Genomic DNA, 26,478 nt, shown 5'->3' with positions numbered 1-26,478 from the left:
CCTCAGACCTTCGAGCGCCAGTCGTCGTCCTCGTCCGCGCCCATCGGCAGCGTGATGAGGCCTGTCGGCGGCGTGATCATGGTGGCCTCGTCGCGGCGGTGGCGCAGGATGTCGTCGATGTAGGCGGCGACCGCCTCGGCCAGCGGCACGTCGCGGGACTGCTTCTGCGACATGAACCAGCGGTGCTCCAGCAGCTGGTGGAACACCTCGGCCGGCTCGAGCTTCCCCTTCAGGTCGCGCGGGATCGCACGCACGACGGGTTCGAACACCTGGGCGACCCACTCGTGGGCGATCGCCTCCTCGTCCTGCCCCTCGCGGCCGAAGGTCGCGCGGTAGGAGTCGAGGTCGTTGAGGAGGCGGCGCGCCTGGTTCTCCTGTGCGTCGATCCCGGTGAGGCGAAGGAGGCGGCGAGAGTGGTGCCCGGCGTCGACGACCTTCGGCTGGATGCGCACCTGCGTGCCGGTCTCGTCCGTCTTGATCGCGAGCTCGTCGATGTCGAAGCCGAGGTCGTTGAGCCGGTCGACGCGCTGGCTGATCCGCCACCGCTCGCCGCCGGGGAAGACCTCCCAGCCGGTGAGCTCCTTCCAGAGCGTGCGGTACTGGGCGACGATGCGCTCGCTCACCTCGAGGGGGTCGACGCCCTCCTCGACCCGGCCGCCGGCCTCGAGGTCCATGAGCTCGCCCGCGATGTTGACGCGCGCGATCTCGAGGTCGTTCTCGCGCTGGCCGTTGGAGAGCCCGCCGCCCGGGTAGAGCTTCCCGGTCTCCGCGTCCACGAGGTACGCGGCGAACGAGCCGGCGTCGCGGCGGAACAGCGTGTTGGAGAGCGACACGTCGCCCCAGAAGAAGCCGATGATGTGCAGCCGCACGAGGAGCAGGGCCAGCGCATCCACGAGGCGGGTGGCCGTGTCGGGACGCAGCGCCTGGGAGAACAGGGCGCGGTAGGGCAGCGAGAACTTGAGGTGCCGGGTGACGAGCACCGCCTCGAGCGGCTGGCCGTTCTCGTCCGTGCGGTTGGAGATGACGGCGACCGGATCGACGCAGGGCACATCCATGCGCTGCAGCGTGCGGAGCATCTCGTACTCGCGCCGAGCGAGGTCCTCGGACGTCTCCTTGATGGCGATGACATACCCGGACAGGTTCACGAATCGGACCAGGTGCCGGGAGATCCCCTTCGGCAGCGCCGCGATGCTGTCCTCAGGCCAGTCCTCGAGAGGCAGGTCCCACGGGAGGTCGAGGAGGGCCGGGTCGACCATGGCCGCCGTGATGTTGAGTGAGCCGGAGATCGCCATAAGTGTCCAAGCCTATGCGAAGGGCCCGCCGCGACAGTCGCGGCGGGCCCTCCTCGAATCGTTGCCTCAGGCGAGCGCGACGGCGCTGCTGCGACGCTCACCCGACTGCACGTCGAAGACGTGCAGGTGACCGGGCTGCGGGGTCAGGTAGACGATGTCGCCCATGTTGGGGTGGATGCGGCCGTCGACGCGCGCGACGATGTCGGTGCGGCGACCCTCCACCTCCGAGTGGCCGTAGAGGTAGCCGTCCGCGCCGAGCTCCTCGACGAGGTCGACCTCCACCTGGAGGCCCTCGCCGCGGTTCGGGGAGACGACGACATCCTCGGGGCGGACGCCCACGGTGACCTGCGAGCCGTCGACGCCGGCGAGCACGGAGCGCTCGAGCGGCACGATCGCGGTGCCGAAGTGCACGCCCTCGGCCGTGACGTCCGCGGGGAACAGGTTCATCGCGGGGCTGCCGATGAAGCCGGCGACGAAGACGTTCTTCGGGTTCTCGTAGAGGTCGCGGGGGCTGCCGACCTGCTGGAGGACGCCGTCCTTGAGGACCGCGATGCGGTCACCCATGGTCAGGGCCTCGGTCTGGTCGTGGGTCACGTAGACGGTCGTGACGCCGAGGCGGCGCTGCAGCGACGCGATCTGCGTGCGGGTCTGGACGCGGAGCTTGGCGTCGAGGTTCGACAGCGGCTCGTCCATGAGGAAGACCTGGGGCTGGCGGACGATGGCGCGGCCCATGGCGACGCGCTGGCGCTGACCGCCGGAGAGGGCCTTCGGCTTGCGGTTGAGGTAGGGCTCGAGGTCGAGCAGGCGAGCGGCCTCGAGGACCCGCTGGGCGCGGTCGTCCTTGTTGACGCCGGCGATCTTGAGCGCGAAGCCCATGTTCTCGGCGACCGTCATGTGCGGGTACAGCGCGTAGTTCTGGAACACCATCGCGATGTCGCGGTCCTTCGGCGGCACGTCGGTGACGTTGCGGTCGCCGATCAGGATGGCGCCGGAGTTGACCTCCTCGAGCCCAGCGAGCATGCGGAGCGAGGTGGACTTGCCGCAGCCGGAGGGGCCGACGAGGACGAGGAACTCGCCATCCGCCACTTCCAGGTTGAGCGCGTCGACCGCGGGACGGGTCGATCCCGGGTAGAGCCGGGTGGCGTTGTCGAACGTGACGGATGCCATGGTGGTATCTCCTTCACCGGCAGGTACGTGCCGGACGATCCGAGTGAATGAAGCGTCGGGACGTCTTCGGGCCGACCGGCTCAGTATGCCACTGTTGCCCCGATCCGCGTAATGGCGCGGTTTTCAGGCCATCCGGACCGCGCAGGGACTCGCCGTTCAGGGGCCGTTCTGAAGGTTCTCAGTTCGATGGCCGTACGATTCTGAGCGCACCTCGCGTGTTTGAACGCGCGCGCCCACGACTAGGAGTTTGTCTGTGACCAACGGCGGAGGAAACGCCAGGCCCTCGAAGAACGAACGTCGCGACGCCGCACGCGAGAAGGCACGCCAGCTCCGCGAGGAGCAGAAGCGTCGCGAGCGGCGCAACAAGGCGATCCTGTTCACGGGCATCGGCATCGCGGCGGTGGCGATCATCGCCGTGGTCGCCATCATCATCGTCAACTCGATCCGCCCGCCCGGCCCCGGCCCCGCGAACATGGCGAGCGACGGCGTCAAGATCGGCCAGGACCTGAAGGCGGTGACGACGCCCTCGCTGCCGGCCGGGTCGGATCCCGTCCCGTCCGAAGCCAACGCGCCCAACGTCGTCGACATCAAGGTGTACGTCGACTACCTCTGCCCGTTCTGCGGCCAGTTCGAGGCGACCAACGCCGAGCAGATCGAGAGCTGGGTCACGGAGGGCAGCGCGACGGTGGAGATCCACCCGATCTCGATCCTCAACGCCAACTCGCAGGGCACCAAGTACTCCACCCGCTCCGCGAACGCCGCGGCGTGCGTGGCGAACTACTCGCCCGACTCCTTCTTCGCCTACAGCGCGCTGCTCTTCAGTAACCAGCCGCAGGAGCAGACGCCGGGCCTCGAGAACAAGAAGCTCGTCGACCTGACGAAGGAGGCGAAGGTGAAGTCGGCCTCGAAGATCGCCTCCTGCATCAACGACGGCACCTACAACTCGTGGGTCACGGATGCGACGAACCGTGCGCTGAAGGGCCCGCTGCCCGACAGCGACGTCAAGAAGGTCACGGGCACCCCGACGGTCATCGTCAACGGCGCCCAGTACAGCGGCTCGCTGACCGACCCGAACGAGTTCGCGGCGTTCGTCCTCCAGCAGTCCGCGGCGCCGACGAGCTCCCCGACCCCCACTCCTTCCCCGACCCCCACCCCCGCCTCGTAGGGCCGCGACCGGCCCAGTCGGCGCGTCGCAACGATCCGGACGTGTCGCAACCGTGCGCGGTTGCGACACGTCCGCTTCGTTGCAGTCCGCGGTGATCCCGGCACGTGCTGCGCGGGCTGGGGCGGGCGGTCTGGCCGCTCCGTAGGATGGTGCCGCGGGCTCGCGCCCGCAGGCCGACTTGGCGCAATTGGTAGCGCACCCGACTTGTAATCGGGCGGTTGCGGGTTCAAGTCCCGCAGTCGGCTCTGGTGCCGCTGGAGGTGTCGGATGCAGCCCGAAGAGCGCACGGATGTGCTCGTTGTCGGTGCGGGCCCGACCGGACTGACCGCGGCCCTGTGTCTGCTGAAGCTCGGCGTCGCTGTGACGATCATCGACGGCAAGGACGGACCGACTCGCGAGTCGCGCGCCTTGGGCGTGCAGGCGCGAACGCTGGAGATCTACGACCAGCTCGGACTCGCACCCCAGGTGCTCGCTGAGGCGTGGCCTGCCGATTCCGTCGTGCCCGGATACGAGGATCGGCACTTCTCCCCGGTGCAGCTCCGGCCGCTCGGCCAGACCCTGTCCCCGTACCCGAGCATGTACGTGCTCGAGCAGAGCAAGAACGAACGCATCCTCGCCGGCGCGCTCGACGCGGCAGGAAACCCAGTCCGCTGGGGAACTCGGCTGAGCTCACTGGAGCTGGAATCACGGGAGAGAGGCGGCGGCGGTCAATCGGTGCGTGCAACGGTGATGCGGGTCGGCGACGGAGCGGCCGTCATCTGTGCTCGATACTGCATCGGCGCGGACGGTGCCTCGTCCAGTGCCCGCAGCATGATCGGCATCCCGTTTCTCGGTGTGACGAATCCCCACACGTTCTATGTCTCGGACGCCGTCGGAGTCACGGGCTTGGTGGAGGGACGCATCAACATGCGGATGGCGGACCAGGACTTCCTCCTGACCTTCCCCATGGGGACGGGTGGAGCGAACCGGCTGCTCGGCGTGGTCCCCGGGGATCGTGCAGACCTCCCGCCGGAAGTCGTCGAGGGCGAGGTGCGCGAGCGCCTGCGGCGGGTCTTCGGGGTTCACTATGACAGCGCGGCCTGGTTCTCCACCTACCGGGTGCACCATCGGATCGCCGCCCGTTTCCGAGAAGGACCCGTGTTCGTGGCCGGCGACGCTGCGCACGTCCATTCGCCCGTCGGCGCACAGGGCATGAACACCGGCATCCAAGACGCCCACAACCTCGTCTGCAAGATCGCGGACGTTGTCCAAGGGAGGGCGGCCGACTCCTACCTCGGCCGTTACGAGGCAGAACGGCGACCCGTGGCCGCCCGACTCGTCTCCACCACCGACCGCCTCTTCGGCGTCGTCACGTCACGCCGTCGCGTTCCTCGGCTGCTGCGTCGGCGGATCGTTCCGTTCGTCGCGCCGATCGCGGTGCGCTTTCTTCCGCGGATCTCCGGGGCATCCCGGATCTTCGAGTACCTGTCGCAGATCCGCATCCACTATCCGATGATGCCGACGGCGCAGGGCCGCCGAGGTCACCGGGATCCGGTGGTCGGGCGGCGGTTGCCCTGGACGGGCGAGAACTACGACTGCCTGCGGTCGATGCGGTGGCAGATCCACAGCTACGGAGCCGACACCGCGGCGGTCGCCGTCGGGCTGGGGAGCGGACTGGGTGTGCAGGCTCAGGCGTTCCGCTCAGCCGGCTCGAGCCGTCTCCGTCCGGACCGGCTCTACCTGGTTCGTCCCGACGGCTTCGTCGCTGCGCAGGCGACCCCCGCCGAAGCGCGAGCGGTGTTTCAGGCGGCGCTTCAACTCGCGTGAGTCGCCGTCCGCGCCGGCTGTCACTTCGCGGATCGGGGCCCGCGCAACCTGGTCGCGTCACGCGGTCGCTTCGGCCGGCACCCGCGCGGACTTCGTCCGGACGGCGCCAACGGGCAGCAGGCGGGCGTACACGGCCACCGCGATCGTGATGGTCGCCACGTGCATGAGCGCGAGCGCCAGCACCGGAGCGATTCCGGTCGTGTCCGCAATCAGCACGGCAAGCACGATGTCGGGGATGAACGACAGCAGGAGAACGATCGGCACGAGCAGGACGAGAACCTTGCGGGGATCGGCGGCGCGGGCTCGCACGAGCTGCCAGCCGATGGCGCCCCCCATCCCCGCGACCGCGGATGCGGAGACACCGGCCGGGATGCCCAGCACCGGCGTCTGGGGAACGCCGACTGCGACCGCACCCCAGCCGATGGCGACGTTGACGGCGCTCGTGAGGACGGCGGCGAGAGCGCCGGTGAGGAGCACTCGTGAGACGGTGGTGCTGCGAGAGGGAGCGGCGGATGCGGTCATTGGTGGAGCCCTTTCGTTCGGCGTCTCGGTTCGGGCGCGGCTCCACTCTCTCGGCCGTGCGGCCGGACGTCGTCGGGCGGGGGCGTAACCGCGATTACGCCGTGCGGAGTAGGACAGAGTCCAGCGCCCTCCCGACGGCGGCGCTGAGGCACCGACTGTGTCGTGCGGGAACAGCAGTCCATCGCGGCTCTAGCTTCGGCTCATGAGCCACATTCCCGCCGGCTGGTACCCCGACCACACCGATCCTCGGCTTGAGCGGTACTGGGACGGCATGGGGTGGACGGACGAGACGGTCTCTGCCGACCAACGAACCGAGGTAACGGCGAAGGAGGGGCGGCGGGCACCGGTCATCCTGATCGCCGGCGTCGCTGCGGTCCTGCTCGTTGTCGGTGTCGCTGCCGTCGCGAGCCTGGCCCTGATCAATCGCACCCCCAGTGGCCCGCCGCAGAGCTTCGTTCCCGGTGCAAGCGGTCCTCCGGCAGAAACGGGCAGCGATCCGGTGTTCTCGGTGGACGACCTGAAAGGCTTGATCTTGAGCCTGGTCCCGCCGTCCGAGGCATGGTTCAGCTACGGATCCCACCTCACTGATCCGACAGTGGACGTCGCCTTGGCGCACGCGAAGGGGAGCTTTGAGAGCGACGGTGGCGCCCCTCTCATGTGCGAAACGCTGTCCTTCCTCCAGCCGATGCGCGGTTCCGACGCCCGGTCCACGGATCCGCTCCGCATGGTCGCTTCATACGGCAACGACGACGACGGAGCAGGCGGTGACGCGAACGCCAGCGCTCGCGTTCTGCCGAGCGCGGAGGCGGCCGCCCGGCAGCTTCAGGCCACCCGCGACGCGGTTGCCGCATGCGGGCCGGGATACGCCACGAGGCACTACTTTGCGACGAGTGTCGCTCCGGAAGACGCCGATATGCCAGGTGGGTTGGAAGGCGTTGCCTGGACCGAGGTGGGCATCGTCTCGGCCTCGGGAACCGAGTCGGAGTACTACATGAGTGTGTTCGAACTGCAGCGGGACAACCTCGTGGTGCGGGGAAGCTGTTATCTGCCGAATGCGCAAGCGGATGACGGTCGCGCAGCGGAGTGCTCCGGCTGGAGGACCGTCGTGATCGACAGACTCGCTGCCCTCAAGCGCGAAGCAGCCGCAGACTCTGAGTGACGCTCAGCACGGGGCTTCTCCTCAGGAGGTGCGCCCAACGATCGGCCGCAGCGGGCGTGAAGCGCGCTGAGATATCTGCGAGACGCCGAAGCGGGAGGGTCCGTGAATGGCCCCGGAAGGGATAGCGACCCTCGTAGCAGTGCGACGGCGGGCTCAGTAGCGGCCGCGGTACTCGTTCCGGATCGCGTTCTCGTGCTCGGCCGAGCCGAATGGGACGAGGACCCGGTCGCGCGAGGCGACCATGCCGGGGCCGGGATCGAGCGCACGACAGGTGCCCTCGTCCACGACGTAGAAGTGCACGCTGTAGTCGTCGGCCTCGCGAGCGCCGAAGTCCTCGTACTCGGCGTAGCGCCACACCTCGACGGTCTCCCCGACCAACGGTTCGGGGATGATGCCCTCGCCCATGACGCCTCCCGGTTCATCCCCACGGTACCGACTGCGCGCCGGAAAAGCCCAGGCCACGCCAGCGGGGGCGTCTCGGCGGAGGATCTCGACCGGGAGGACGTTCTTAGGATCCCACGGCGGGTACGGTCGGATGCGCCCTGAGTGGGCAGTAGCGGGAGGCCGGGGTGAATGAGTGAAGCGGCTGCGACCGCGCTGTCGGCGGCGGTCGCCCGTGCGGTGTCGCGTGCATCGGTGGTGCTCGAGGATGTGCGGCAGGATGCCCTCGACTACGACGCCTTCCTCGCTCATCGGGCGGTGACGCGCATCCACGGCGTCGCGCTCGCCGACGGGGACCGCATCCCGTGGTCGATGATCGAGAAGACCACCGAGGGTCCGCACCTCGCCATTCCCTATCTCACGGACAACGGGGACCGGGAGTACGCCGCCTACGCATCCGGGCTGCTGGAGGATCTCGCGCCCGCCGTTCGCGCACCTCGGCTCTACGGCTCGGCGGTCGAGGACGACGGCCGCACGGTGCTCTGGCTGGAGGAGATCCACCACGACGGGACCCGGCCGCTGGATGCCGACACCATCCTCGAGGCCGCGCACGACCTGGGCGGGCTCGCCGGACGCTGGATCGGTCGCCCTCTCGACGAGCCGTGGATGTTCGACGGCTGGATCGACCGCCACTCGCAGCCCGAGGCCGCCGAGCGCGGCCTCGCCACCGTGCGGCGCCGCAACCCCGCTGTCGTCGCCCATCTCGGCGACCGGCTGGCAGCCGCCGAGCGCCTGATCCTCGCGCAGCCCGACGTCCGCGGCGTGCTGGAAGCCCTGCCGCACACCCTCTGCCACCACGACGCCGTCGGCGCGAACGTCTTCCGCTCCGACGGCCGCACGGTGCTCATCGACTGGGAGTCGGTCGGTCCCGGCCCGGTGGGTGCCGATCTCGCCTCGCTCCTGTTCTCCTCCGTGCGGCGCGGGGATGCGTCCGCCTTCGTCGTCGCACCCCTGCTCGAGGAGGCGGTGGACGCCTATGCCGCCGGGCTCCACGAGGAGCAGCCGCGCGCCGACATCGCGGACGTGCGGCGCGGACTGGATGCGTCGGCCGCGCTCCGCTGGAAGCTCGCGGTCGATGTGGCGGACGGCCTCGAGCGTGGCGACGTTCCCCGCCGGGGGAGCCTTCCCGAGGAGACCGGTGAGGAGGCCGCGGAGGAGCTCCTCGTGCTCATCGACCTGCAGCTCGCCGCGGCCGAGCGGACGCTCGCGTAGCCGGAGCGCTCTGGAGTCGACGCTCGACCGCGCCGCCTGATCGGCGCCCCCGTCCTCAGGACCTTCGGAGGCTCCGCCGCAACAGTCGACGGACCGGCGCGGACGACGCGCCGAACCCGGAACCGCAGGAGGACCCACGATGCCCACCGCCAACAACACCACCACGACAGTCGTCCGCAGCCTCCACGACGTCGGCCTCGCCTCCTGGTTCGGGGGAACGCTGATGGGTGCCATCGGCCTCAACGGCGGAGCCGCCGTCGCCCGGGCGCCGCGCGAGCGGACCAGGATCGCCTCCGCCGGCTGGCAGAAGTGGACGCCGGTGCTGGTCGGCTCGGTCGCCGCCCACATCGCCGGCAGCGTCGGGATGCTCCTGTCGGACAAGCAGCGCCTGCTCGCGCAGCCCGAGGCGCAGAAGAGCGCGGCCGTGAAGACCGCGATCACGCTCGCCGCCATCGGGGCGTCCGCCTACTCCGGCGTGCTCGGGCGCGTGCAGTCGAAGCACCAGGACGAGGGCGGCAACAGCCCCACCGAGCCCCTGGCCTCCGCCTCGCCGGAGATGTCGAGCGCGCAGAGGCAGCAGAAGTTCGTGCAGTGGGTGCCGCCCATCCTCACGGCCGTGCTCATCGTGCTCGCGGCTCAGCAGGGCGAGCAGCAGCGCCGCACCAGCCCCTCGTGGCCGTGCCGCTGCTGGAGCGCGTGGGAGGGATGCTCCCGAAGTTCGGCTCCCGCCGGTAGCTCGGGCTCAGCCGGCATCGGGCAGGGTGGAGGGATGCGTCTCCACCTGATCCGTCACGGCCAGATCTCGTCCAACATCCGCGGCATCCTGGACACCGCGGTGCCCGGGCCGGAGCTGACCCCGCTCGGCCGGGAGCAGGCGGAAGCCCTCCCGGCCGCGCTCGCGTCCGACGGCATCGGCATGATCTGGGCGTCGACGGCCACGCGTGCCCGGCAGACCGCTGCGCCGCTCGCGCGCGAGCTCGCCCTCGACGTCACCGTCCGCGACGGCATCCGCGAGATCTCCGCCGGCCGCTACGAGATGTCGGCCACGCAGCCGGATGTCCGGGCCTATATCGAGACGATCCTCAGCTGGTCGGGCGGCGACCGGGATGCCCGCATCCCGGACGGGGAGGACGGGCACGGCTTCTTCGAGCGCTACGACGCCGTCGTCGACGAGGCCGTGCGGGCCGGACTCGACGCCGGCCTCGAGAGCGTCGCCCTCGTGAGTCACGGCGCCGCGATCCGCTGCTGGGCGTCGGCCAAGGCCGACAACCTGGATTCCGACGCCATCGGCCACCTGTGGCTCGACAACACGGGGGTCGCGGTCCTCGAGCAGACCGCGGACGGCTGGACCTGCGTCAGCTGGATGGGCAACCCGATCAGCGGGGTCGGCGTCGAGGAGCCGGCGGGCCCCACCGGCGAACCCGTGGAGTAGTCGCCCTGCCGCATCGCCCCGCGCCGGGTCTACGGTATGGGCGTGCGACCGCCGCTCGAGACGATCATCCTCTTCGCGGCGATCGCCGCGGCCGCGCCGGTGCTCGCAAGCCTGCTCGGGCGCTTCGTGCGGGTGCCGATCGTCGTGTTCGAGATCGTCCTCGGCCTGATCTTCGGTCCCGCGGTGCTCGGCTGGATCACCGTCAACGACTTCACGACCTTCCTCGCCGGGGTGGGGCTCGCCACCCTCTTCTTCCTCGCCGGCAACGAGATCGACTTCACCGTGCTGCGCGAGCGGTCGACGGGGCCGACGGTCCTCGGCTGGGTTCTCTCCTCGCGATCGGCCTCGGTCTCGGCATCCTCCTCGGCGGATCGCTCCCGTCCGGCGTCTTCATCGGCATCGCGCTGTCGACCACGGCGCTCGGCGCGATCGTGCCCCTGCTGCGGGACGCCGGCGAGCTGACGACGCCGTTCGGCCGTGCCATGACCCGGCACGGGGCGGTGGGGGAGTTCGCGCCGCTCGTCGCCATCTCCCTCTTCCTCAGCGGCCGGAGCCCCGCGCTGGCCAGCGTGGTGCTGCTCGGCTTCGTGGTCCTCGCCGGCGTCGGGATCTGGCTCGCCGCCCGGGGCCCCTACCTCCCGCTGCAGCGCCTCATCACCGCGACCCTGCACACGAGCGGCCAGTTCGCGATCCGCCTCGTCCTCGGCATCCTCGCCGCCCTCACCTGCCTGAGCATCGCGCTGGGCCTCGACATGCTGCTCGGGTCCTTCGCGGCCGGGGTGCTCGCACGCGTCCTGCTGTCCGCCGCTCCCGCCGCGGACCGCGAGGCGGTCGAGGGCAAGCTGGAGGCCGTCGGCTTCGGCTTCCTCGTTCCCATCTTCTTCGTGAACACCGGGGTGACGTTCCCGCTCGGGGAGCTGTTCGGCGACGTCAGGACCCTCCTGCTCGTTCCCCTCTTCCTGCTCGTGCTCCTCGTCGTCCGCGGGCTGCCCGCCCTCCTCGCCTTCCCCGGCTCGTCCACGCGCGAACGCGCGGCGACCGTCCTCATGACGGCGACGGGTCTGCCGATCATCGTGGCGGTCACGAACCTCGGCGTTCAGTCGCACGACCTCACCGCCGGCATGGCAGCCGCGCTCGTCGGGGCGGGGATGCTGTCCGTTCTCGTGTTCCCCGTCGTCGGGCTCGCGCTGCGGGGGCCGATCGAGCCCGTGCGGGCGGCCGTTCCGGCGGCCGAGCCCTGACAGGCCGGTGTCCCCGGCGGCTGATCAGACGGGGATCCCCGTGACCGCCACGGACCGCGCTGACGGATGCTCCTCCAGCACGAACGCCGCGATGGCTCGCGCGATCTTCGCCCCGCCCCGGACCGAGGGCTCGATGGGGTTGGCGTAGTCGGCGTCCTCCGTGCAGATGAGGCGCAGGTCGATGAGGGACAGCCCCGCCGCGAATGCGGAGCGGGTGATGCAGTCGTTGAACACGGCGATGCCGGTCCGGATCGCCGGCTGGGTGGGCAGCGACAGGGGAGTGTCGTAGATGGTGCACACGGCGGCGGGCAGGCCGAGGGCGGTCACGGCCCCGACCATGGCGACATAGTTGACCGCGAACTGCCCCTGCAGGCCGCCGAGGATGGTCAGGGCCTCCCCGACGGACCCCGCCCGCTGGTCGAGGACATGCGCGAAGGCGAGGGCGTCGTTCCCGCCGACGCTCACCACCAGGTGCGTGGCGTCGGAGGGAAGGCCCCGCAGCTGCTCGTGCACGCCGCGGGACACGTCGCCGTCGCGGGCCAGGAGGCTCGCGCGCCAGCCGTCCGGCAGCTCGGCCCGCAGCTGGGCCACCACATCCGGCCCCGTCCCGACGTACGCGCCGTTGTCGAGGATCGAGTCTCCGAGGAGTACGACGTGACCGGCTGCCATGAAGGACTCCCGATGGATCGACGCGACGATGCGGACAACGCAACGGTACGCCGGTGCGGAGCCTCCGAACCGCTGGGTTCCCGTCCTGGGGCGGCCCGCCGGAGGCCAGGATGGACCTGACGAGAGGGACGCCATGCCGGACGAGGACGCCAGGATCACCGACGCCGACCGCGACCGCCTGCGCGATGCGATCGTCGTGTCAGCACGGGCCCGCGCCCGCGGCAATCACCCGTTCGGCGCGGTCCTCGTCGACCCGGCAGGCACCGTCGTGCTCGAGGCGGAGAACACGGTCGTCACGGACACGGACTGCACCGGCCACGCCGAGACGAACCTGGTCCGGCTCGCCTGGAGGACGATCGGGCCGGCCGCGCTCCCCGGGTACTCCCTCTACACGAGCTGCGAACCCTGTGCGATGTGCTCCGGCGCCATCTACTGGTCGGGCATCGGCCGGGTCGTGTTCGCCATGACGGAGGGCCGGCTCGCCGCCATCACCGGCTCGTCGCCCGAGAATCCGACGATGGCACTCCCGAGTCGTGTGGTCCTGGCCAGCGGCCAGCGCGAGATCGCGGTCCGCGGGCCCGCCCTGTCGGAGGAGGCCGCCGCCATCCACGACGGCTTCTGGCGGTAGCTCCGGGGGCGTGGCTGCCTGGACGCCCCCGAACGGGGTCTGACGCCCGGAGCGCGCCGGGCATAGCGTTCCTGCTATCACTGCGGGGGTGGCCCGCAGGTCAGGCGCTGGGGGGCGTGATGCTGACGCTCGCTGTGCCCGCGCGATCTCTGCGAGGCGGCCGGTCCGCGCTCGCTGTGATCGCGGCGACGACGTGATCCTCGACTCGGTGTCCCTGCGCGTCGCGTTCGCGGCTGCCGCTCTGACCATGCTGATCCTGTTCTTCTTCGTGACCTACCGGTCGACCCGATCGCGCTACAGCCTGCTGTGGGTCGTCGCGCTCGCCCTGTTCCTGTCCGGGTCCGCGGCGTTCCTCCTCGACGGCAGCGCGGCGCAGGTGTGGGCGAACCCCTCGGCAACGTCCTGCTCGTCGCGGGTGCCGTGAGCGTCTGGGCGGGGGCCCGCTCCTCCGGGAGGTGCCGACCCGGCCATGGCAGCTCGCCGTTGCGCCGCTGCTGACCCTGGTCGCGTCGGTCCTCGACGATCCCGCGTCGAACACCTGGTCCGGGGGTCCTGTGTTCCTCGCCTCCATGGGCGCTGCCCTGGGGATGTCGTCCCGGGAGCTCTTCCTGCTCGACCGCGGCTATTCGCGCACCCGCTGGCCGCTCGCCATCGCGTCAGGACTGCTCGCGGTCTTCTATCTCGGGCGGCTCGCCGCCTTCCTTCTCGGCGGTCAGCACGGAGACCTGTTCACGGTCTTCTTCGGCACCTCGGTGACGACGCTGATCACGATGGTGCTGCTCATCGTGGTGTCCTTCAGCATGGCGGCCCTCAGCACCGAGCAGCGGGGCCGGGACCTCAAGGCCCGGGCCAGCCGCAGCAGCGCGGAGCTCGCGCACGCGGCCCAGGTGCAGCGCAACCTGCTCCCACCCACGTCGCCGGAGGTGCCGGGATACGAGGTGGCCGGCGCTCTCGTTCCGAGCCGGGGCGTGAGCGGTGACTTCTTCGACTGGCGGGCCACCGAAGACGGTCTCGCCTTCACCGTCGCGGACGTGATGGGCAAGGGGTCGGCGCGGCGATGATCGCCGCGACGACGAGGGCTGCGGTCCGCGGCGCCCTGCACGAGCCTGCCGTCGCCGACAGCGTGGCCACCGCCGACTCCGTGATCTCCGACGACCTGACCAGCACGGAGGCGTTCGTGACCATGTTCCACGCCCGCCTCTGCAGCGGCACCAACGTGCTCTCCGTGGTGGACGCCGGTCACGGGCTCGGGGTCATCGTGCGGGCGGACGGCAGCACGGAGATCATGCCGTCGCTCAACCTCCCGCTCGGCGTGCTGCCGGACCAGGCCTGGGGCACCGGGACCTACAGGCTCGCCGTCGGTGACCTGGTCCTCGTCTTCAGCGATGGGGTGCTCGACCTCTTCGACGGGACCCTCGACTCGCTGCACCGAGCCGCGAGGATGGCGGTCGACCGCGCCTCGACCGCGCAAGCCGCCGTGGACAACGTCACGAGGCTCGCCTCCCGCGGGCGCCTGGCTGATGACGTCACCGTGGTGGCGATCCGCCGTGCCGCGTGAACCAGGCTTGCGGCTTCCGGCGGAGTGCCGCCGGTCGCTGACCTTCAGACCAGACCTCGGCGATCAGACCGCGGCGTGCACGACGAGAGGACGAGACTGATGGAGACGAAAGTCACCCGCCTGCCCGACGGCGCCACCGTCGTGCGGCTGCTGGGGCGGCTCAACATGGTGAGCGCCAACAGCCTCCGGGACACCGTGGACGACCTCGTGGAGCAGGGCTCCGTGCGGATCGTCGTCGACCTCTCCGAGGTCGTGTTCCTGGACTCGTCCGGGCTCGGCGCCCTCATCGGCGGCGTCAAGGCGACCAGGCGGCACGGAGGCGACCTCCGGATCGCCGGCCCGACCGAGCAGGTCCAGCTGGTCCTGCAGCTGACCAACATGGAGCGGATCCTCGCTCCCCATCCCACGATCGAGAGCGCCCTGCAGCATGCCTGAGCCCATTCCCCACGCGCTGACGATGTCGTCTCCGCCGGATGACGTCGACACCGTCCACTCGATGCTGTCCTCGGTCTGGGAGGAGAACAGCACGGTTCCGGCGATCGACCGGTTCTCCTTCGAGACGGCGCTCGTGGAGCTCGCCTCCAATGTGATGCGCCATGCGGACCCCGGGTCGGGGATCAGCTGCAGGCTCGCGATCACCGTCTTCCCCGACCGGATCGAGGCGACGCTGACCGACTCGGGCAAGCCCGGCGACGTCCAGCTCGTCGGCCGCGCAATGCCGGACGAGCTGTCCGAATCGGGCCGGGGCATCCCGATGATCCGGGCGCTCGTGGACGACCTCGACTACTCGCGCGAGGAAGGGTCCAACTCCTGGCGCATCTCGCGACACCTGCGCGGCAGCGACGGGTCTAAGGCGCCGGAGTAGGGCAGGTCGGCGCGGCCCCCGGCGCCGCCAGGAGCCAGTCGGGGAGGTCGCCGGCGAATGCGGCGGCCGAAGCGGGGTCCGAGGTCACCGACCAGTCGACCCGGGCGCCCACCTCGGTCTCCTGCTTGTCCCATTCGAACCAGTTCACCATGCGCAGGTTCGGGAAGCGGCTCGCCGTCTCCGGGGAGAAGACCTGGCGCCACCAGGCCTGCTTGATCGCCAGCTCCCCGCCCGGGTCGCCGCGGGGGACGACGAGCGCTGCGGTCTCGGGGATCGCGAGCGGCTTGCCGCGGACAGCCGAGTAGACGCCCGCGAAGTCGGGCAGCATGCGGTCATCCCCGCCCAGCCCCGCGTACTCCCCGGCCAGCTGGGCCGCGAACTTGCCGGGCTCCGGCAGCTCGTTCTCGCCCCAGGGATGCGCGGAGCCCCAGTGATAGAGCGACATCCCCACCCAGTCCGCCGCGTCGTCCCCCGGGTAGTAGGGGAGTAAGGATCGTCGGCCATGCTCAGGACGCCGTCGCCGTCCGTGTCGAGGGCCGCGAAGTCGGCTTCACCCGCGACGGTCTCGAAAGCCCCGCCGGAGAACGGGTAGCCGCCTCCGTAGTTCGGCGCCCACATCATCGACGAGCCGGGAGCATCCGCGTGCACCGCGGCAGCGACGGTGCGGAACGCTGTGACGTACGCCGACGGCTGCTGCCCCCAGGCGTACCAGGATCCGTTCATCTCATGAGCGAAGCGCACGATGACGCCGACGCCGGAAGCGTTGACCTGGGCGAGAACGGAGCTCAGGTGCTCCGCTGCCGCCGGTGTCACCGACGCCAGGCCGTCGCGGGGCTCCAGCGTGAGGAGGAGGATTCCTCCGTACGGCCGCACCTGTTCCGCAGCCGCCCTGAGGTTCGCGACTTCCTCGGAGCCGAGTGGGAAGGCGCCGAAGCTGACGGCGACCGCCGGGGGCCGGCCGAGCCGTTCGGTGTACTCCGCGATGCTGTCGGCCGTCCAGTCGAGGCTCACCCCCAGGAGGGCTCCCGAGCCGGGCACGAGCGCCGCGGCGTCGGTCACGGCGCAGACCGCCGACGCCTGTGCAGCCGACCCGCCGGGTGCGGGCGGCTCAGCACCGGCCTGACCCGCGCAGCCCGCGAGCGGGAAGGCGAGTGCCATGGCCGCGGCGCCCAGCCGCCGGCGGATGGCTGCGGACGGGGAGGGGGCACACACGGAACCTAGGGGACGAGATCGCGCCCGAGGGGCTCGCCACGCACACGGGATCGGCGACGCGGCCCGCGGTTCCGGCGACCCTGTACCCCGCCGTAGGACGGTTTGTCGGCCATTATGCCGACTCGGCCGTCCCCCCGAACTGGGCGTGTTCGCCGCACGGGCCAGGTGGGTACCGTTGGCGCGGGCACGCGCGTGGGGACGCGGTGACCGCACCGGGGGTGGCGATGATGGGAAGCACTGCGCTGCTGACCCGCGCCGACCTCCGCAGAGACCGCCAGACCCGTCAGCGGGAAGGGCGTCACCTCGTCCTCGTCCGCGTCGTCTCAGTCGCGACGCTTCTCCTCGCGGTGAACTACCTCGCCTGGCGGTGGCTGTTCTCGCTCAACTGGGATGCCGTCTGGATCGCGGTCCCGCTCGTGCTCGCCGAGACCTACAGCGTGATCGATGTCGGCCTCTTCGCACTGACGATGTGGCGCGCTCGCCGGCGACCCGAGCCTCCGGTGGCGCCCGAAGGCCTCACCGTCGACGTGTTCGTCACCACCTACAACGAGTCACTCGAGCTGGTCCTCGCGACCGTCGAGGCGGCGAAGCGGATCGATTACCCCCACCGCGTCTGGGTGCTCGACGACGGGAACCGGGAAGAGCTCCGCATCGCGGCCGCCGAGACCGGCGTCGGCTATCTCACGCGCGGGGCCGACTGGGACGGGCGTCCCCGGCATGCCAAGGCGGGCAACCTCAACAACGCGATGATGGCGACCGACGGCGAGTTCATGCTCATCCTCGACGCCGACCAGGTGCCCTCGCCCGAGATCCTGGATCGGACTCTCGGGTACTTCTTCGATCCTCGGGTCGCCTTCGTCCAGACCCCGCAGACGTTCGGGAACGTGGGCCGCAGCGATCCTCTCGGAAGTGACGCGCCTCTCTTCTACGGTCCGATCCAGCAGGGCAAGGACGGCTGGAACGCGGCCTTCTTCTGCGGATCGAACGCAGTCCTCCGCCGCGAGGCGCTCATGCAGCTCGCCATCGCCGGCTACGTCCGTGAAGTCGAGCGCTCGGTGGACAAGGCGCTGGCGCGGGCCGGCGGCATCCTCCGGCAGGCTGCGCATTCGGACACCGGCAGGGATCCGGTGCTGAGCGTCGCCCTCTCGTCGCTCGAGGGCGCCATCGAAGAGACCCACGACGCCCTGCGCCGCGGGGACCCGATCGGGCTCGTCACGTTCGAGCTCCAGCAGCGCGTCGACGAGATCTCGCGCGACGTGGTGGCGATCCAGCTGCACAGCCTCGCCGTCGACATGCAGGCGCTCGCCGGGCCCGCCGGTGACGGCCTCCCCGCCTTCGACTACTCCGACGCGATCGACGAGCTGTCCACCGGCGGAGCATCGCCCCTCGCCGCTCTGGCGACGGTTCAGTCCCTCGTCCGTTCCATCAACGTCGACCTCAGCGACGAGGCCCTGCCTCTCATGCCACTCGCGACCATCTCGGTCACCGAGGACATGGCGACGGCCATGCGCCTGCACGCCGCCGGATGGCGGAGCGTCTACCACCACGAGGAGCTGGCCGTCGGCCTCGCGCCGGAAGACCTCGGCACCATGCTCAAGCAGCGGCTGCGCTGGGCCCAGGGCACCATGCAGGTGATGTTCCGGGAGAACCCGCTCGTGCAGAAGGGGCTCTCGGTCGCTCAGCGCCTCATGTACTTCGCGACGATGTGGAGCTACCTCTCGGGCTTCGCGGTCCTCGTCTACTTCGCCGCCCCTGTGGTGTTCCTGCTGTTCGGGATCCTGCCCGTGAGCGCCGGGGCGGTCGAGTTCCTCGCCCGGTTCCTGCCCTTCTTCCTCGTCAACCAGCTCTTCTTCCTGGTGACGAGCCGGGGCATCCCGACTCGCCGCGGGCGTCAGTACAGCCTGGCGCTCTTCCCCGTGTGGCTGCGCGCCACCGTGACGGCGGCCGCCAACGTCTTCTTCCGGGTGCCGCTCGACTTCGTGGTGACGCCGAAGACCGTGCAGCGCACGGCGCATCCGTGGCGCCTCGTCGGCCCGCAGATCCTCGTCGCCGCCGTCCTGGTGCTCGCCTCCGGAATCGGCCTCGCGAGGATCCTGCTCGGGATCGGCGAGCCGGTCGGAACGGCCGTGAACCTCGTCTGGGTCGGCGTCGACCTGGCCGCCCTGGGTGTCCTCTACCGCGGCCTGCGGTACCGCGGGTTCGTGCCGACGAAGGGAGCGTCCTGATGGAGCATTCCGTCACCTACACCGACGGAGGAGTCGCGATCCTGCGGCTTCAGGGAAACCTCAACATGGTGAGCGCGCCGGCGGTCCGCGAGGCCGTCGCCTCGCTCGTCGCCGAGGGCAGCTCGCGCGTCGTCGTCGACCTCGCCGATGTGCCCTTCCTCGACTCCTCGGGCCTCGGCGCCCTGATCGGCGGGCTCAAGAGCACCCGCCAGGCGGGCGGCGACCTGCGGATCGCCTCCGCGGGGAGCAAATCCGGCTCGTCCTCCAGCTCACGAACATGGAGCGGGTCCTGACTCCCTACGCGAACCCCGAGGAGGCGTTCTCCCGTGCCTGACACCCGGCTCCGTTCCATCGAGATGTCCTGTCCGCCGGACGACGTTGACACCGTCCACGACATCCTCCAGTCCGTCTGGGACGACCACGCGGAGGTCTCGCTGCGCGACCGCATCTCGTTCGAGACCGCGCTGATCGAGCTGACCTCGAACGTGATGCGGCATGCGGACGCGGGAGCCGGCGTCCTGTGCCGCCTCGATCTCACCGTGAGCGCCGACAGCCTGGAGGCCACCCTCACCGATTCCGGTCAGCCGGGCGACGTCCGCCTGGGTGCCGCGGAGCTGCCCGACGAGCTGGCGGAGTCGGGGCGGGGTCTCCCGCTCATCAACGCCCTGGTCGACGTGGTCGAGTACGGGCGCGGCGACGACCACAACCGCTGGTACATCGCCCGGAAGCTCGCCCGATGACCCCCGAGCCGGCTCCGATCCTCCCCGCCGTCATCGCGCTCCCCGCGCTTCCGGTCGCGACCGCGCTGACTCAGGCCGAGGATGCCGCCGTGGCCGAGCTCGCACGGCAGCGCGCCGTCGACGAGCTCCGCATCGTCGGCACGGGACCCAGCGAGCGCTTCGACCGCATCACCCGGATGGCCCGCCGCCTGCTCGGCTTCGACCTCGCGGTGATCAACTTCGTCGACCACGACCGGCAGTGGGTCAAATCCAGCACTCTGCCGGTCCCGGGGGAGTCCTCCCGTGGAACCGCGTTCTGCAACGTGACCATCGCGCAGCCCGAGACCCTCGTCGTGAAGGACTCCGCCGCTGACCCGCGCTTCCGCGACAACCCCGCGGTCACCGGTCCGCTCGGCGTCCGCTTCTACGCCGGCCATCCCATCGAGGGACCGGGCGGCGAGCGGGTCGGCACGATCTGCGTCGCGGACACCGTCCCGCGCGAGTTCACCGCCGAGCAGGAGGGCATCCTGCGCGACCTGGCCCTCTGGGTCCAGGACGAGCTGGCACTCGTGCACGAGATGGCGGACAGTGCCGTGGTTCAGCACGGACTCCTGCCGAGGTCGCTCGTGACGATGCCCGGCTACGAGGCGGCCGGTCTCCTCCGCCCCGTGCGGGCGGTCAGCGGCGACTTCTACGACTGGTATCCGGTCCGCGGGGGCGCCGCCTTCACGCTCGCCGACGCGATGGGCAAGGGCGTGCCCGCGGCGCTCATGGCGGCAACGGTCCGCGCGACCATGCGGGCGGGCTCGCGCTTCGACGGAGTCGCGGCTGCCGTGGAGGCCGCCGCTGAGGCGCTCGACGCCGACCTCGAGAACGCGCGGACCTTCGTGACCCTGTTCCACGCGCACCTCGAGGAGGAGACGGGCATCCTGCGCTACATCGACGCCGGCCACGGGCTCACGACACTCGTGCGGGCCGATGGCACCAGCGAGCGGCTCTCGTCGACGGGCCTGCCGCTCGGCGTCGGGTGGGACCTCACCTGGGAGGAGCGGGAGGTGCAGCTGCGGCCGGGCGACTTCCTCGTATCCGTCAGCGACGGCGCGCTCGACGGCCTCGACGGCACCCTCGAGTCCCTGGATGAGGTCGAGGCCATCGTGCGGACTGCGTCGAGCGCCGTGGGCGCTGTCAACGCGATCTCAGCGCGGATCGGCGGCGCTGCGCCCGACGACCTCACGGTCCTCGTGCTGCACCGGCTGCCCGGCCATCGGGTGGGAGGCTAGCGGGCCCCGTCGTCCTGGGTCTCGAAGTCGAGCGACAGCGAGTTCATGCAGTACCGCTCCCCGGTGGGCGTCTGCGGGGCGTCGTCGAACAGGTGGCCGAGGTGCGAGCCGCACGTGGCGCACAGAACCTCGGTGCGGACCATTCCGAACGTGCTGTCGCTGTGCAGCTCGACCGCGTCCGGGCTGACCGGCTCGAAGAAGCTCGGCCAGCCGGAGCCGGACTCGAACTTGGTCGTGCTGCGGAACAGCTCCGCGCCGCACGCCTTGCACACGTAGACGCCGGAGCGCTTCTCGTCCAGCAGAGCGCCGGACCACGGCCGCTCCGTCGCCGCCTGCCGCAGCACCTGGTACTCGTTGGGCCCGAGCTCCGCGCGCCACTCGTCCTCGGTCTTGGTCACCTTGTACGCCATGTGCCCGAGTGTACGAGCCGCGCCTGTCGCTGCGCTCCGAGCGGAGGTTCGCTCGCTAGGGTGACCGTATTCCGGGAGGGGAGGGGCAGTGGTTTCTGTACCCTCCGGCGCCGAGCTGTCCGACCGGGATGTGGCCATCCTCGCCTTCGAGCGGACCTGGTGGCGGCACGCCGGAGCGAAGGAGGAAGCCATCCGCGAGGAGTTCGGCATCTCCGCCGCCCGCTACTACCAGCTGCTCGGCGCCCTCATCGACTCGCCCGCTGCGCTCGTGCACGATCCGATGCTCGTCAAGCGGCTCCAGCGGCTCCGGGATGCGCGAGTCGCCCGCCGCGCCGGCCGGATGAATCTGCGCAGGACCCCTGACCGCCGCGGCCACCGCCCGACGACCAGCAACAGGAGCCATGCCCACCTATCCGACCGACCGGTTCGACCGGCCGCCCGCCGACCTCCAGCGCGTCGGCGCGCATCGTGCACCCCGGCCGGGCGGGCGCGGCTGGATCGCCTTCGCCTGGGCCGCCCTCGCCACCGGCGTGCTCATCGGTCTCGGCGTGCTCGGCATGTTCCTCATCAACGACCGGGTCTCGTTCGACAACCCCTTCGGCGGCGGCGGGGGCGGGGGCGATGCGACACCGAGTGCGACGGCCACCCCGGTCGCCACCCCGACGGCTCAGCCCACCGTCGATCCGGCGGTGAGCGTCGTGGTGCTCAACGGAACCGATGTCGACGGGCTGGCCGGCCAGGCGGGGACGCGCTCGCGGCGCAGGGCTGGACGATCGGCGCGCGAAGCAACGCGAGCGAGCAGGACATCTCGGCGACGATCGTCTACTACTCCGATCCCGAGCAGGAGGGGGCCGCACGCGGTCTCTCGGCGGCGCTCAACGGGGCCCCGATCCAGCTGTCGGACCAGTTCGCCGTTCAAGGAGAGGATCGCATCACGGTCGTCCTCGGCGCCGACTACGCCTCGGCCGGCTGAGGCCCCGACCCGCCGCTGTGCGACGGCCGTGTTTCGGCCGCGTTTAATTCGCGATCCGATGCGGGCCGATCGGCGCCACGGTGCGCATCGGGGCCATTCGGCGGTCGTGCTGCTCGCTACTATTCCCCCGGGTCGTCCGCCTGGTCGTCCTTCAGCACAGCAGTACAGGAGTACAGATGGCGCAAGGGACCGTCAAATGGTTCAACGCTGAGAAGGGCTTCGGCTTCATCACAGTGGACGGCGGCGGACAGGACGTGTTCGTGCACTACTCGGCGATCGACATGCCGGGCTACAAGTCGCTCGAGGAGGGGCAGGTGGTGACCTTCGAGGTCGGCGCCGGGTCCAAGGGCCCGCAGGCCGAGGCCGTCCGCCTGGCCTGAGCCTCCCGTCGTTCCTCCCGGGCACCCGTCGCCTTGCACTCGTCGGGGTCGACTGCCAAGATGAATTAGCACTCGGAGTCTCGGAGTGCCAAGCATTCACCCAACGTCCGGGAGGGACGACAACAACACATGGCTAAGATCATTGCCTTCAACGAAGAGGCCCGTCGCGGCCTCGAGCGTGGCCTCAACACGCTCGCCGACGCGGTCAAGGTGACGCTCGGCCCGCGCGGCCGCAACGTCGTTCTCGAGAAGAAGTGGGGCGCCCCCACCATCACGAACGACGGCGTCTCGATCGCCAAGGAGATCGAGCTCGACGACCCGTACGAGAAGATCGGCGCGGAGCTCGTCAAGGAGGTCGCCAAGAAGACCGACGACGTGGCCGGCGACGGCACCACCACCGCGACCGTGCTCGCCCAGGCCCTCGTCCGTGAGGGCCTCCGCAACGTGGCCGCCGGCGCCGACCCGATCGCGCTGAAGCGCGGCATCGAGAAGGCCGTCGAGGCCGTCTCGAAGGCCCTGGTCGAGGACGCCAAGGAGATCGAGACCAAGGAGGAGATCGCCGCCACCGCGTCCATCTCCGCTGCGGACCCCGAGATCGGCGCGATCATCGCCGAGGCGATCGACAAGGTCGGCAAGGAGGGCGTCGTCACCGTCGAGGAGTCGAACACCTTCGGCACCGAGCTGGAGCTCACCGAGGGCATGCGCTTCGACAAGGGCTACCTGTCGGCGTACTTCGTCACGGACCCGGAGCGCCAGGAGGCGGTCTTCGAGGACCCGTACATCCTCATCGTCAACTCGAAGATCTCCGCGATCAAGGACCTGCTCCCGATCGTCGACAAGGTCATCCAGACCGGCAAGCAGCTCCTCATCATCGCTGAGGACGTCGACGGCGAGGCTCTCGCGACGCTCGTCGTGAACAAGATCCGCGGCATCTTCAAGTCGGTCGCCGTCAAGGCCCCCGGCTTCGGCGACCGCCGCAAGGCGCAGTTGCAGGACATCGCGATCCTCACCGGCGGCCAGGTCATCTCCGAGGAGGTCGGTCTCAAGCTCGAGAACGTCACCCTCGACCTGCTCGGCCAGGCTCGCAAGGTCGTCATCACCAAGGACGAGACGACCATCGTGGACGGTGCCGGCGACGCCGACCAGATCGCCGGCCGCGTGGCCCAGATCCGGTCCGAGATCGAGAACACCGACAGCGACTACGACCGCGAGAAGCTCCAGGAGCGTCTCGCCAAGCTCGCCGGCGGCGTCGCCGTCATCAAGGCGGGCGCGGCGACCGAGGTCGAGCTGAAGGAGCGCAAGCACCGCATCGAGGACGCCGTCCGCAACGCGAAGGCCGCCGTCGAGGAGGGCATCGTCGCCGGTGGTGGTGTCGCCCTCATCCAGGCCGGTGCCAAGGCGTTCGCGTCGGAGAGCATCACGAGCCTCACGGGCGACCAGGCGACCGGCGCGAACATCGTCAAGGTCGCCATCGACGCCCCGCTCAAGCAGATCGCCTTCAACGCGGGCATGGAGCCCGGCGTGGTGGCCGAGAAGGTGCGCTCGCTCCCCGCGGGTCACGGCCTCAACGCCGCGACCGGCGAGTACGGCGACCTCTTCGCTCAGGGCATCATCGACCCGGCCAAGGTGACGCGCTCCGCGCTCGTCAACGCTGCGTCGATCGCCGGCCTGTTCCTCACCACCGAGGTGGTCGTGGCCGACAAGCCGGAGAAGAACCCGGCCCCGGTCGGCGACCCGACGGGCGGCATGGACTTCTAGAAGTCACAGTACGAAGAAGGGCGGTCCCGAAGGGACCGCCCTTCTTCGTTCCCTCTCCTCTTTCTCTCTACCCAGCCGCCTGCGAAAGCGATCGCGTGAGCGGAGCGCTGGGGAGGGGCCGCCGCCGAGGCGAGTTCTGCGCGCGATGCTTCGCGCGCAGCTGTCTGAGAAGCGGTGGCGGCCCCTCCCCGGCGCGGCCCGGACAAACGAACCTCACCTCACGCTGAACAGCCGCACGTTGGCCTCCTCGACCTCGAGGTACTGCCGAGCGGCAGCACCCAGAGCCTGATTGATGGCGACCAACGACTCCTCGACCCTCTGCTGCGTGCCCCTCCACTCGGACACGACCCCCTGAAACGCGACGGCGGCCGCCCCTCCCCAGGAGTCCTGGAGGGCGGTGAGCGAGGCGAGCAGGGACGCAACGTCGCCCTGGACGCGAGGGATGGCGGCGCTGACGGCGGACTGCGCGGCGAGGACGGCTTCGCTGTCGACGGTGAATCTGGGCATGGGTGCTCCTTCCGGTCGCGAGCGACGGTAGGGCGCCAGGGGTGCCGCCGGGGAGTTCAGTCGTCTTCGGGGGAGTCGTCCTCGTCGTCCTCGATGTGGAGGAGCGGGAGCCGGACACGGAAGGTGGCGCCGCCGCCGGGCGTCTCGTCCACCTCCACCTTGCCGCGGTGCGCGGCGACGATGGCGGACACGATGGCGAGGCCCAGGCCGCTGCCGCCGGTGTCGCGGGCGCGCGAGCTGTCCGCGCGCCAGAAGCGCTGGAAGATCTTCTCCCGCACCTGCGGCGGGATCCCCTCGCCGTGGTCGACCACTTCGACGACCGCGCTCGACGTCTCCGCGTCGGTGCGGATCACGATCTCGATGGGGGTGTCCTTCGCGGTGAACCTGGTCGCGTTGCCGAGCAGGTTGGTGAGCACCTGGCGGATCTTGTTCTCCTCGCCGAGGACGATGGCGGGAGGGGCCGGCCGCTCGGTGCCGCGGTCCTCGGAGACGACCACGACGGGGAGGCCCGCGGAGTCACCCCGCCGGCGGCGCAGGCGCGCCAGCTGGGCGCGGGAGAACGCGAGCGGACCGGTGGTGGTGGAGGTGCGGGGGACGCGGACCTTGGTCGCCGTGCGGGATGTGCTCTCGCTGCTCGCCGGGGTCGGCGCCGTCTCCGGCTCCAGCTCGTCCTCGAGGACCGTCGAGTCCGCGTCCTCGTCGTCGCCTTGAAGGTCGCCGTCCGCTGCCGAGGGTGCCTGCTGGTCGGTCACGACGCTCACGATGCGCCCCTGGGAGGACGCCATCGCGTCGAGGGCGGCGTCCTTCGCGAGCGGCAGGAGCGCAACGGGGGAGAGCTGCAGCGGCTTCGTCTCGTCGAGGCGCGCGAGCTCGAGGAGGTCCTGGACAAGCCCGCTCATGCGGATCGCCTCGCGCTCGATGCGGTCCATCGCCTGCGCGACCTCTTCCGGAGTCTGCAGGGCTCCCATGCGGTACAGCTCCGCATAGCCGCGCAGCGACACCAGGGGAGTGCGGAGCTCGTGGCTCGCGTCGCCGACGAATCGGCGCATCTGCTCGATGGTGCGGGCGCGATCGCTGAAGGCGCGGTCGATGCGGCTGAGCATGGTGTTGAGCGAGCGGTTGAGGCGGCCCACCTCGGTGTTCGGCGTCGCGCCCGCGAGGCGCTGGCTGAAGTCGCCGTCCGCGATCTCGGCGGCGGTCTTCTCCACCTGGCGGAGGGGGCCGAAGGCGGAGGTCACGAGCAGCCGGGTGAGGACGGCCCCGAGCACGACCACGACGATCCCGAACAGCAGGAACAGCGTGAACATCCGCGCGATGGCCTTGTTCGTGGTGTCGAGCGGCAGTCCGATGATGAGCGTGTAGTACTCCGAGGTGGCCGCGCTGACGCCGGGTATGGCGACCACCCGCCACTCGCTGGTGTGGTCGGCGTTCCGCACGGTGAACGGCACGCCCGCGTGCGTCTGCGTGTAGGAGCGCGTGATGTCCTTCACCGAGGGCGGCTCGTCTGCGCTCTCCCACTGGGCGTTGGTGTCGATCACCTTGCCGGTGCTGTCCACGGCCGCGAGCACGTAGTCGGTCGGCGCCAGCGCGTTCCCGCCCCAGATGGAGGCGTCGTCATCGATGCGGAAGCTGTCCGGCAGGCGGTTGGCGGCGTTGATGATCTGGCTGTCGACTTCGTCGAAGAGGAAGTTGCGCATCACGGTCATCGTGCCCAGGCCGGTGACGAGAAGGCCGAAGGTCAGCAGCAGCACGGTGACGCCGGTGATCTTGGTGCGCAGCGAGATGCTGTTCCACCACTCCACCAGCGATTCGTGCACGGTGGATCAGTGTAGGTACGGCGGCTGGGAAGACCCGGGC

General features: G+C 70.4%; 28 protein-coding genes, 1 tRNA gene and 2 pseudogenes. 22 read left to right on the top strand and 9 right to left on the bottom strand.

The features are described from left to right. Nucleotides 1–2 precede the first annotated feature (2 nt). Nucleotides 3–1,286, bottom strand: coding sequence for a DUF4032 domain-containing protein (locus tag QUE51_RS03660; protein ID WP_286279244.1), 1,284 nt, complete (start codon nucleotides 1,284–1,286; stop codon nucleotides 3–5). 72 nt (nucleotides 1,287–1,358) lie between these two features. Beyond that, on the bottom strand, nucleotides 1,359–2,459 hold the full coding sequence (locus tag QUE51_RS03655; protein ID WP_286278254.1) for an ABC transporter ATP-binding protein: 1,101 nt from the start codon (nucleotides 2,457–2,459) through the stop codon (nucleotides 1,359–1,361). 253 nt (nucleotides 2,460–2,712) lie between these two features. Here QUE51_RS03655 and QUE51_RS03650 point away from each other — a divergent pair, with 253 nt between their 5' ends. From QUE51_RS03650 to QUE51_RS03640, 3 genes are all read left to right on the top strand, one after another. Then, nucleotides 2,713–3,624 carry a DsbA family protein gene (locus QUE51_RS03650; protein WP_286278253.1) on the top strand — a complete coding sequence of 304 codons (912 nt, stop codon included), beginning with the start codon at nucleotides 2,713–2,715 and terminating at the stop codon, nucleotides 3,622–3,624. A 172-nt stretch (nucleotides 3,625–3,796) separates the two neighbouring features. Then, nucleotides 3,797–3,869 (top strand) — tRNA-Thr (locus QUE51_RS03645). A 22-nt stretch (nucleotides 3,870–3,891) separates the two neighbouring features. Beyond that, entirely contained in the window at nucleotides 3,892–5,430 is a 1,539-nt protein-coding gene (locus tag QUE51_RS03640; RefSeq protein WP_286278252.1) for an FAD-dependent monooxygenase, read from the top strand. Nucleotides 5,431–5,487: 57 nt separating this feature from the next. Here the strand turns inward: QUE51_RS03640 and QUE51_RS03635 are convergent, their stop codons facing one another. Continuing rightward, entirely contained in the window at nucleotides 5,488–5,952 is a 465-nt protein-coding gene (locus tag QUE51_RS03635) for a hypothetical protein (RefSeq protein ID WP_286278251.1), read from the bottom strand. A 202-nt stretch (nucleotides 5,953–6,154) separates the two neighbouring features. Here QUE51_RS03635 and QUE51_RS03630 point away from each other — a divergent pair, with 202 nt between their 5' ends. Further along, nucleotides 6,155–7,111, top strand: a complete 957-nt coding sequence (locus QUE51_RS03630) for a DUF2510 domain-containing protein (RefSeq protein ID WP_286278250.1) — start codon at nucleotides 6,155–6,157, stop codon at nucleotides 7,109–7,111. Nucleotides 7,112–7,264: 153 nt separating this feature from the next. On the opposite strand, the gene QUE51_RS03625 is transcribed toward QUE51_RS03630, so the two are convergent. Next, complete coding sequence (locus tag QUE51_RS03625; protein ID WP_286278249.1) at nucleotides 7,265–7,516, bottom strand: hypothetical protein; 252 nt, start codon at nucleotides 7,514–7,516, stop codon at nucleotides 7,265–7,267. Between the two features lie 168 nt (nucleotides 7,517–7,684). On the opposite strand from QUE51_RS03625, the gene QUE51_RS03620 reads away from it, so the two are divergent. The 4 genes from QUE51_RS03620 (at nucleotide 7,685) to QUE51_RS03605 (ending at nucleotide 11,437) form a co-directional block, all read left to right on the top strand. Next, nucleotides 7,685–8,764, top strand: coding sequence for a phosphotransferase family protein (locus QUE51_RS03620; protein ID WP_286278247.1), 1,080 nt, complete (start codon nucleotides 7,685–7,687; stop codon nucleotides 8,762–8,764). Nucleotides 8,765–8,903: 139 nt separating this feature from the next. Beyond that, nucleotides 8,904–10,196 (top strand): histidine phosphatase family protein, encoded by a 1,293-nt coding sequence (locus QUE51_RS03615; RefSeq protein ID WP_286278246.1) that lies wholly within the window; start codon nucleotides 8,904–8,906, stop codon nucleotides 10,194–10,196. Nucleotides 10,197–10,238: 42 nt separating this feature from the next. Further along, a complete protein-coding gene (locus QUE51_RS03610) occupies nucleotides 10,239–10,658 on the top strand; it encodes a cation:proton antiporter domain-containing protein (RefSeq protein WP_286279243.1) in 420 nt (139 codons plus the stop codon). Continuing rightward, nucleotides 10,553–11,437 (top strand): cation:proton antiporter, encoded by an 885-nt coding sequence (locus QUE51_RS03605; protein WP_286279242.1) that lies wholly within the window; start codon nucleotides 10,553–10,555, stop codon nucleotides 11,435–11,437. Before QUE51_RS03610 ends, QUE51_RS03605 begins: the two co-directional genes overlap by 106 nt. A gap of 24 nt (nucleotides 11,438–11,461) precedes the next feature. On the opposite strand, the gene QUE51_RS03600 is transcribed toward QUE51_RS03605, so the two are convergent. Then, complete coding sequence (locus QUE51_RS03600) at nucleotides 11,462–12,106, bottom strand: SGNH/GDSL hydrolase family protein (RefSeq protein WP_286278245.1); 645 nt, start codon at nucleotides 12,104–12,106, stop codon at nucleotides 11,462–11,464. A 133-nt stretch (nucleotides 12,107–12,239) separates the two neighbouring features. Here QUE51_RS03600 and QUE51_RS03595 point away from each other — a divergent pair, with 133 nt between their 5' ends. The 6 genes from QUE51_RS03595 (at nucleotide 12,240) to QUE51_RS03570 (ending at nucleotide 15,157) form a co-directional block, all read left to right on the top strand. Continuing rightward, nucleotides 12,240–12,734: a nucleoside deaminase gene (locus tag QUE51_RS03595; RefSeq protein ID WP_286278244.1), complete on the top strand. Its 495-nt coding sequence runs from the start codon at nucleotides 12,240–12,242 to the stop codon at nucleotides 12,732–12,734. A gap of 193 nt (nucleotides 12,735–12,927) precedes the next feature. Continuing rightward, complete coding sequence (locus tag QUE51_RS03590) at nucleotides 12,928–13,158, top strand: hypothetical protein (protein WP_286278243.1); 231 nt, start codon at nucleotides 12,928–12,930, stop codon at nucleotides 13,156–13,158. Nucleotides 13,159–13,189: 31 nt separating this feature from the next. Beyond that, nucleotides 13,190–13,795: a PP2C family protein-serine/threonine phosphatase gene (locus QUE51_RS03585; RefSeq protein ID WP_286278242.1), complete on the top strand. Its 606-nt coding sequence runs from the start codon at nucleotides 13,190–13,192 to the stop codon at nucleotides 13,793–13,795. Then, nucleotides 13,792–14,292 (top strand): PP2C family protein-serine/threonine phosphatase, encoded by a 501-nt coding sequence (locus QUE51_RS03580; protein WP_286278241.1) that lies wholly within the window; start codon nucleotides 13,792–13,794, stop codon nucleotides 14,290–14,292. The genes QUE51_RS03585 and QUE51_RS03580 overlap by 4 nt, the downstream gene beginning before the upstream one ends. A 99-nt stretch (nucleotides 14,293–14,391) precedes the next feature. Beyond that, a complete protein-coding gene (locus QUE51_RS03575; RefSeq protein ID WP_286278239.1) occupies nucleotides 14,392–14,727 on the top strand; it encodes an STAS domain-containing protein in 336 nt (111 codons plus the stop codon). Then, nucleotides 14,720–15,157, top strand: a complete 438-nt coding sequence (locus tag QUE51_RS03570) for an ATP-binding protein (RefSeq protein WP_286278238.1) — start codon at nucleotides 14,720–14,722, stop codon at nucleotides 15,155–15,157. The genes QUE51_RS03575 and QUE51_RS03570 overlap by 8 nt, the downstream gene beginning before the upstream one ends. On the opposite strand, the gene QUE51_RS03565 is transcribed toward QUE51_RS03570, so the two are convergent. Then, complete coding sequence (locus tag QUE51_RS03565) at nucleotides 15,141–15,602, bottom strand: hypothetical protein (protein ID WP_286278237.1); 462 nt, start codon at nucleotides 15,600–15,602, stop codon at nucleotides 15,141–15,143. The two genes, QUE51_RS03570 and QUE51_RS03565, sit on opposite strands and share 17 nt — an antisense overlap. A 970-nt stretch (nucleotides 15,603–16,572) precedes the next feature. Here QUE51_RS03565 and QUE51_RS03560 point away from each other — a divergent pair. The 4 genes and pseudogenes from QUE51_RS03560 to QUE51_RS03545 all read left to right on the top strand — a co-directional run bounded on the left by QUE51_RS03560 (nucleotide 16,573) and on the right by QUE51_RS03545 (nucleotide 20,593). Next, the gene (locus QUE51_RS03560) at nucleotides 16,573–18,594 is read left to right on the top strand and encodes a glycosyltransferase family 2 protein (RefSeq protein WP_286278236.1); all 2,022 of its coding nucleotides are present in this window, start codon (nucleotides 16,573–16,575) and stop codon (nucleotides 18,592–18,594) included. Next, nucleotides 18,594–18,928, top strand: a pseudogene (locus QUE51_RS03555) (STAS domain-containing protein). Before QUE51_RS03560 ends, QUE51_RS03555 begins: the two are co-directional and overlap by 1 nt. After that, on the top strand, nucleotides 18,921–19,334 hold the full coding sequence (locus QUE51_RS03550; RefSeq protein ID WP_286278235.1) for an ATP-binding protein: 414 nt from the start codon (nucleotides 18,921–18,923) through the stop codon (nucleotides 19,332–19,334). Before QUE51_RS03555 ends, QUE51_RS03550 begins: the two are co-directional and overlap by 8 nt. Further along, complete coding sequence (locus QUE51_RS03545; RefSeq protein ID WP_286278234.1) at nucleotides 19,331–20,593, top strand: PP2C family protein-serine/threonine phosphatase; 1,263 nt, start codon at nucleotides 19,331–19,333, stop codon at nucleotides 20,591–20,593. Before QUE51_RS03550 ends, QUE51_RS03545 begins: the two co-directional genes overlap by 4 nt. Here the strand turns inward: QUE51_RS03545 and msrB are convergent. Beyond that, nucleotides 20,590–21,003, bottom strand: coding sequence for a peptide-methionine (R)-S-oxide reductase MsrB (gene msrB / locus QUE51_RS03540; RefSeq protein WP_286278233.1), 414 nt, complete (start codon nucleotides 21,001–21,003; stop codon nucleotides 20,590–20,592). The two genes, QUE51_RS03545 and msrB, sit on opposite strands and share 4 nt — an antisense overlap. A gap of 88 nt (nucleotides 21,004–21,091) precedes the next feature. On the opposite strand from msrB, the pseudogene QUE51_RS03535 reads away from it, so the two are divergent. From QUE51_RS03535 to groL, 4 genes and pseudogenes are all read left to right on the top strand, one after another. Beyond that, nucleotides 21,092–21,343: pseudogene (locus tag QUE51_RS03535) on the top strand (DUF3263 domain-containing protein); the annotation flags it as partial. Continuing rightward, entirely contained in the window at nucleotides 21,344–21,976 is a 633-nt protein-coding gene (locus QUE51_RS03530) for a LytR C-terminal domain-containing protein (RefSeq protein ID WP_286279241.1), read from the top strand. A gap of 176 nt (nucleotides 21,977–22,152) precedes the next feature. Then, the gene (locus QUE51_RS03525; RefSeq protein ID WP_286278232.1) at nucleotides 22,153–22,356 is read left to right on the top strand and encodes a cold-shock protein; all 204 of its coding nucleotides are present in this window, start codon (nucleotides 22,153–22,155) and stop codon (nucleotides 22,354–22,356) included. A 129-nt stretch (nucleotides 22,357–22,485) separates the two neighbouring features. Next, entirely contained in the window at nucleotides 22,486–24,114 is a 1,629-nt protein-coding gene (gene groL / locus QUE51_RS03520) for a chaperonin GroEL (protein WP_286278230.1), read from the top strand. Nucleotides 24,115–24,327: 213 nt separating this feature from the next. Here the strand turns inward: groL and QUE51_RS03515 are convergent, their stop codons facing one another. Further along, entirely contained in the window at nucleotides 24,328–24,621 is a 294-nt protein-coding gene (locus QUE51_RS03515; protein WP_286278229.1) for a WXG100 family type VII secretion target, read from the bottom strand. A 56-nt stretch (nucleotides 24,622–24,677) separates the two neighbouring features. Continuing rightward, nucleotides 24,678–26,438 carry a sensor histidine kinase gene (locus QUE51_RS03510; RefSeq protein ID WP_286278227.1) on the bottom strand — a complete coding sequence of 587 codons (1,761 nt, stop codon included), beginning with the start codon at nucleotides 26,436–26,438 and terminating at the stop codon, nucleotides 24,678–24,680. Nucleotides 26,439–26,478: the final 40 nt, after the last annotated feature.

It is taken from the genome of Naasia aerilata (genome assembly GCF_030296595.1).
GTDB lineage: Bacteria > Actinomycetota > Actinomycetes > Actinomycetales > Microbacteriaceae > Naasia > Naasia aerilata.
Note: the sequence above shows the minus strand (reverse complement) of the source record. Positions and strands in the feature narration are given on the sequence as shown.

Coding starts and splice junctions, on each gene's coding strand:
- QUE51_RS03615 (WP_286278246.1), top strand. CDS start 8,904: ATGCCCACCGCCAACAACACCACCACGACAGTCGTCCGCAGCCTCCAC.
- QUE51_RS03640 (WP_286278252.1), top strand. CDS start 3,892: ATGCAGCCCGAAGAGCGCACGGATGTGCTCGTTGTCGGTGCGGGCCCG.
- QUE51_RS03575 (WP_286278239.1), top strand. CDS start 14,392: ATGGAGACGAAAGTCACCCGCCTGCCCGACGGCGCCACCGTCGTGCGG.
- QUE51_RS03635 (WP_286278251.1), bottom strand. CDS start 5,952: ATGACCGCATCCGCCGCTCCCTCTCGCAGCACCACCGTCTCACGAGTG.
- QUE51_RS03580 (WP_286278241.1), top strand. CDS start 13,792: ATGATCGCCGCGACGACGAGGGCTGCGGTCCGCGGCGCCCTGCACGAG.
- QUE51_RS03530 (WP_286279241.1), top strand. CDS start 21,344: ATGAATCTGCGCAGGACCCCTGACCGCCGCGGCCACCGCCCGACGACC.
- QUE51_RS03600 (WP_286278245.1), bottom strand. CDS start 12,106: ATGGCAGCCGGTCACGTCGTACTCCTCGGAGACTCGATCCTCGACAAC.
- QUE51_RS03545 (WP_286278234.1), top strand. CDS start 19,331: ATGACCCCCGAGCCGGCTCCGATCCTCCCCGCCGTCATCGCGCTCCCC.
- QUE51_RS03525 (WP_286278232.1), top strand. CDS start 22,153: ATGGCGCAAGGGACCGTCAAATGGTTCAACGCTGAGAAGGGCTTCGGC.
- QUE51_RS03565 (WP_286278237.1), bottom strand. CDS start 15,602: ATGTCGCTCTATCACTGGGGCTCCGCGCATCCCTGGGGCGAGAACGAG.
- QUE51_RS03570 (WP_286278238.1), top strand. CDS start 14,720: ATGCCTGAGCCCATTCCCCACGCGCTGACGATGTCGTCTCCGCCGGAT.
- QUE51_RS03595 (WP_286278244.1), top strand. CDS start 12,240: ATGCCGGACGAGGACGCCAGGATCACCGACGCCGACCGCGACCGCCTG.
- msrB (WP_286278233.1), bottom strand. CDS start 21,003: ATGGCGTACAAGGTGACCAAGACCGAGGACGAGTGGCGCGCGGAGCTC.
- QUE51_RS03620 (WP_286278247.1), top strand. CDS start 7,685: ATGAGTGAAGCGGCTGCGACCGCGCTGTCGGCGGCGGTCGCCCGTGCG.
- groL (WP_286278230.1), top strand. CDS start 22,486: ATGGCTAAGATCATTGCCTTCAACGAAGAGGCCCGTCGCGGCCTCGAG.
- QUE51_RS03655 (WP_286278254.1), bottom strand. CDS start 2,459: ATGGCATCCGTCACGTTCGACAACGCCACCCGGCTCTACCCGGGATCG.
- QUE51_RS03630 (WP_286278250.1), top strand. CDS start 6,155: ATGAGCCACATTCCCGCCGGCTGGTACCCCGACCACACCGATCCTCGG.
- QUE51_RS03515 (WP_286278229.1), bottom strand. CDS start 24,621: ATGCCCAGATTCACCGTCGACAGCGAAGCCGTCCTCGCCGCGCAGTCC.
- QUE51_RS03625 (WP_286278249.1), bottom strand. CDS start 7,516: ATGGGCGAGGGCATCATCCCCGAACCGTTGGTCGGGGAGACCGTCGAG.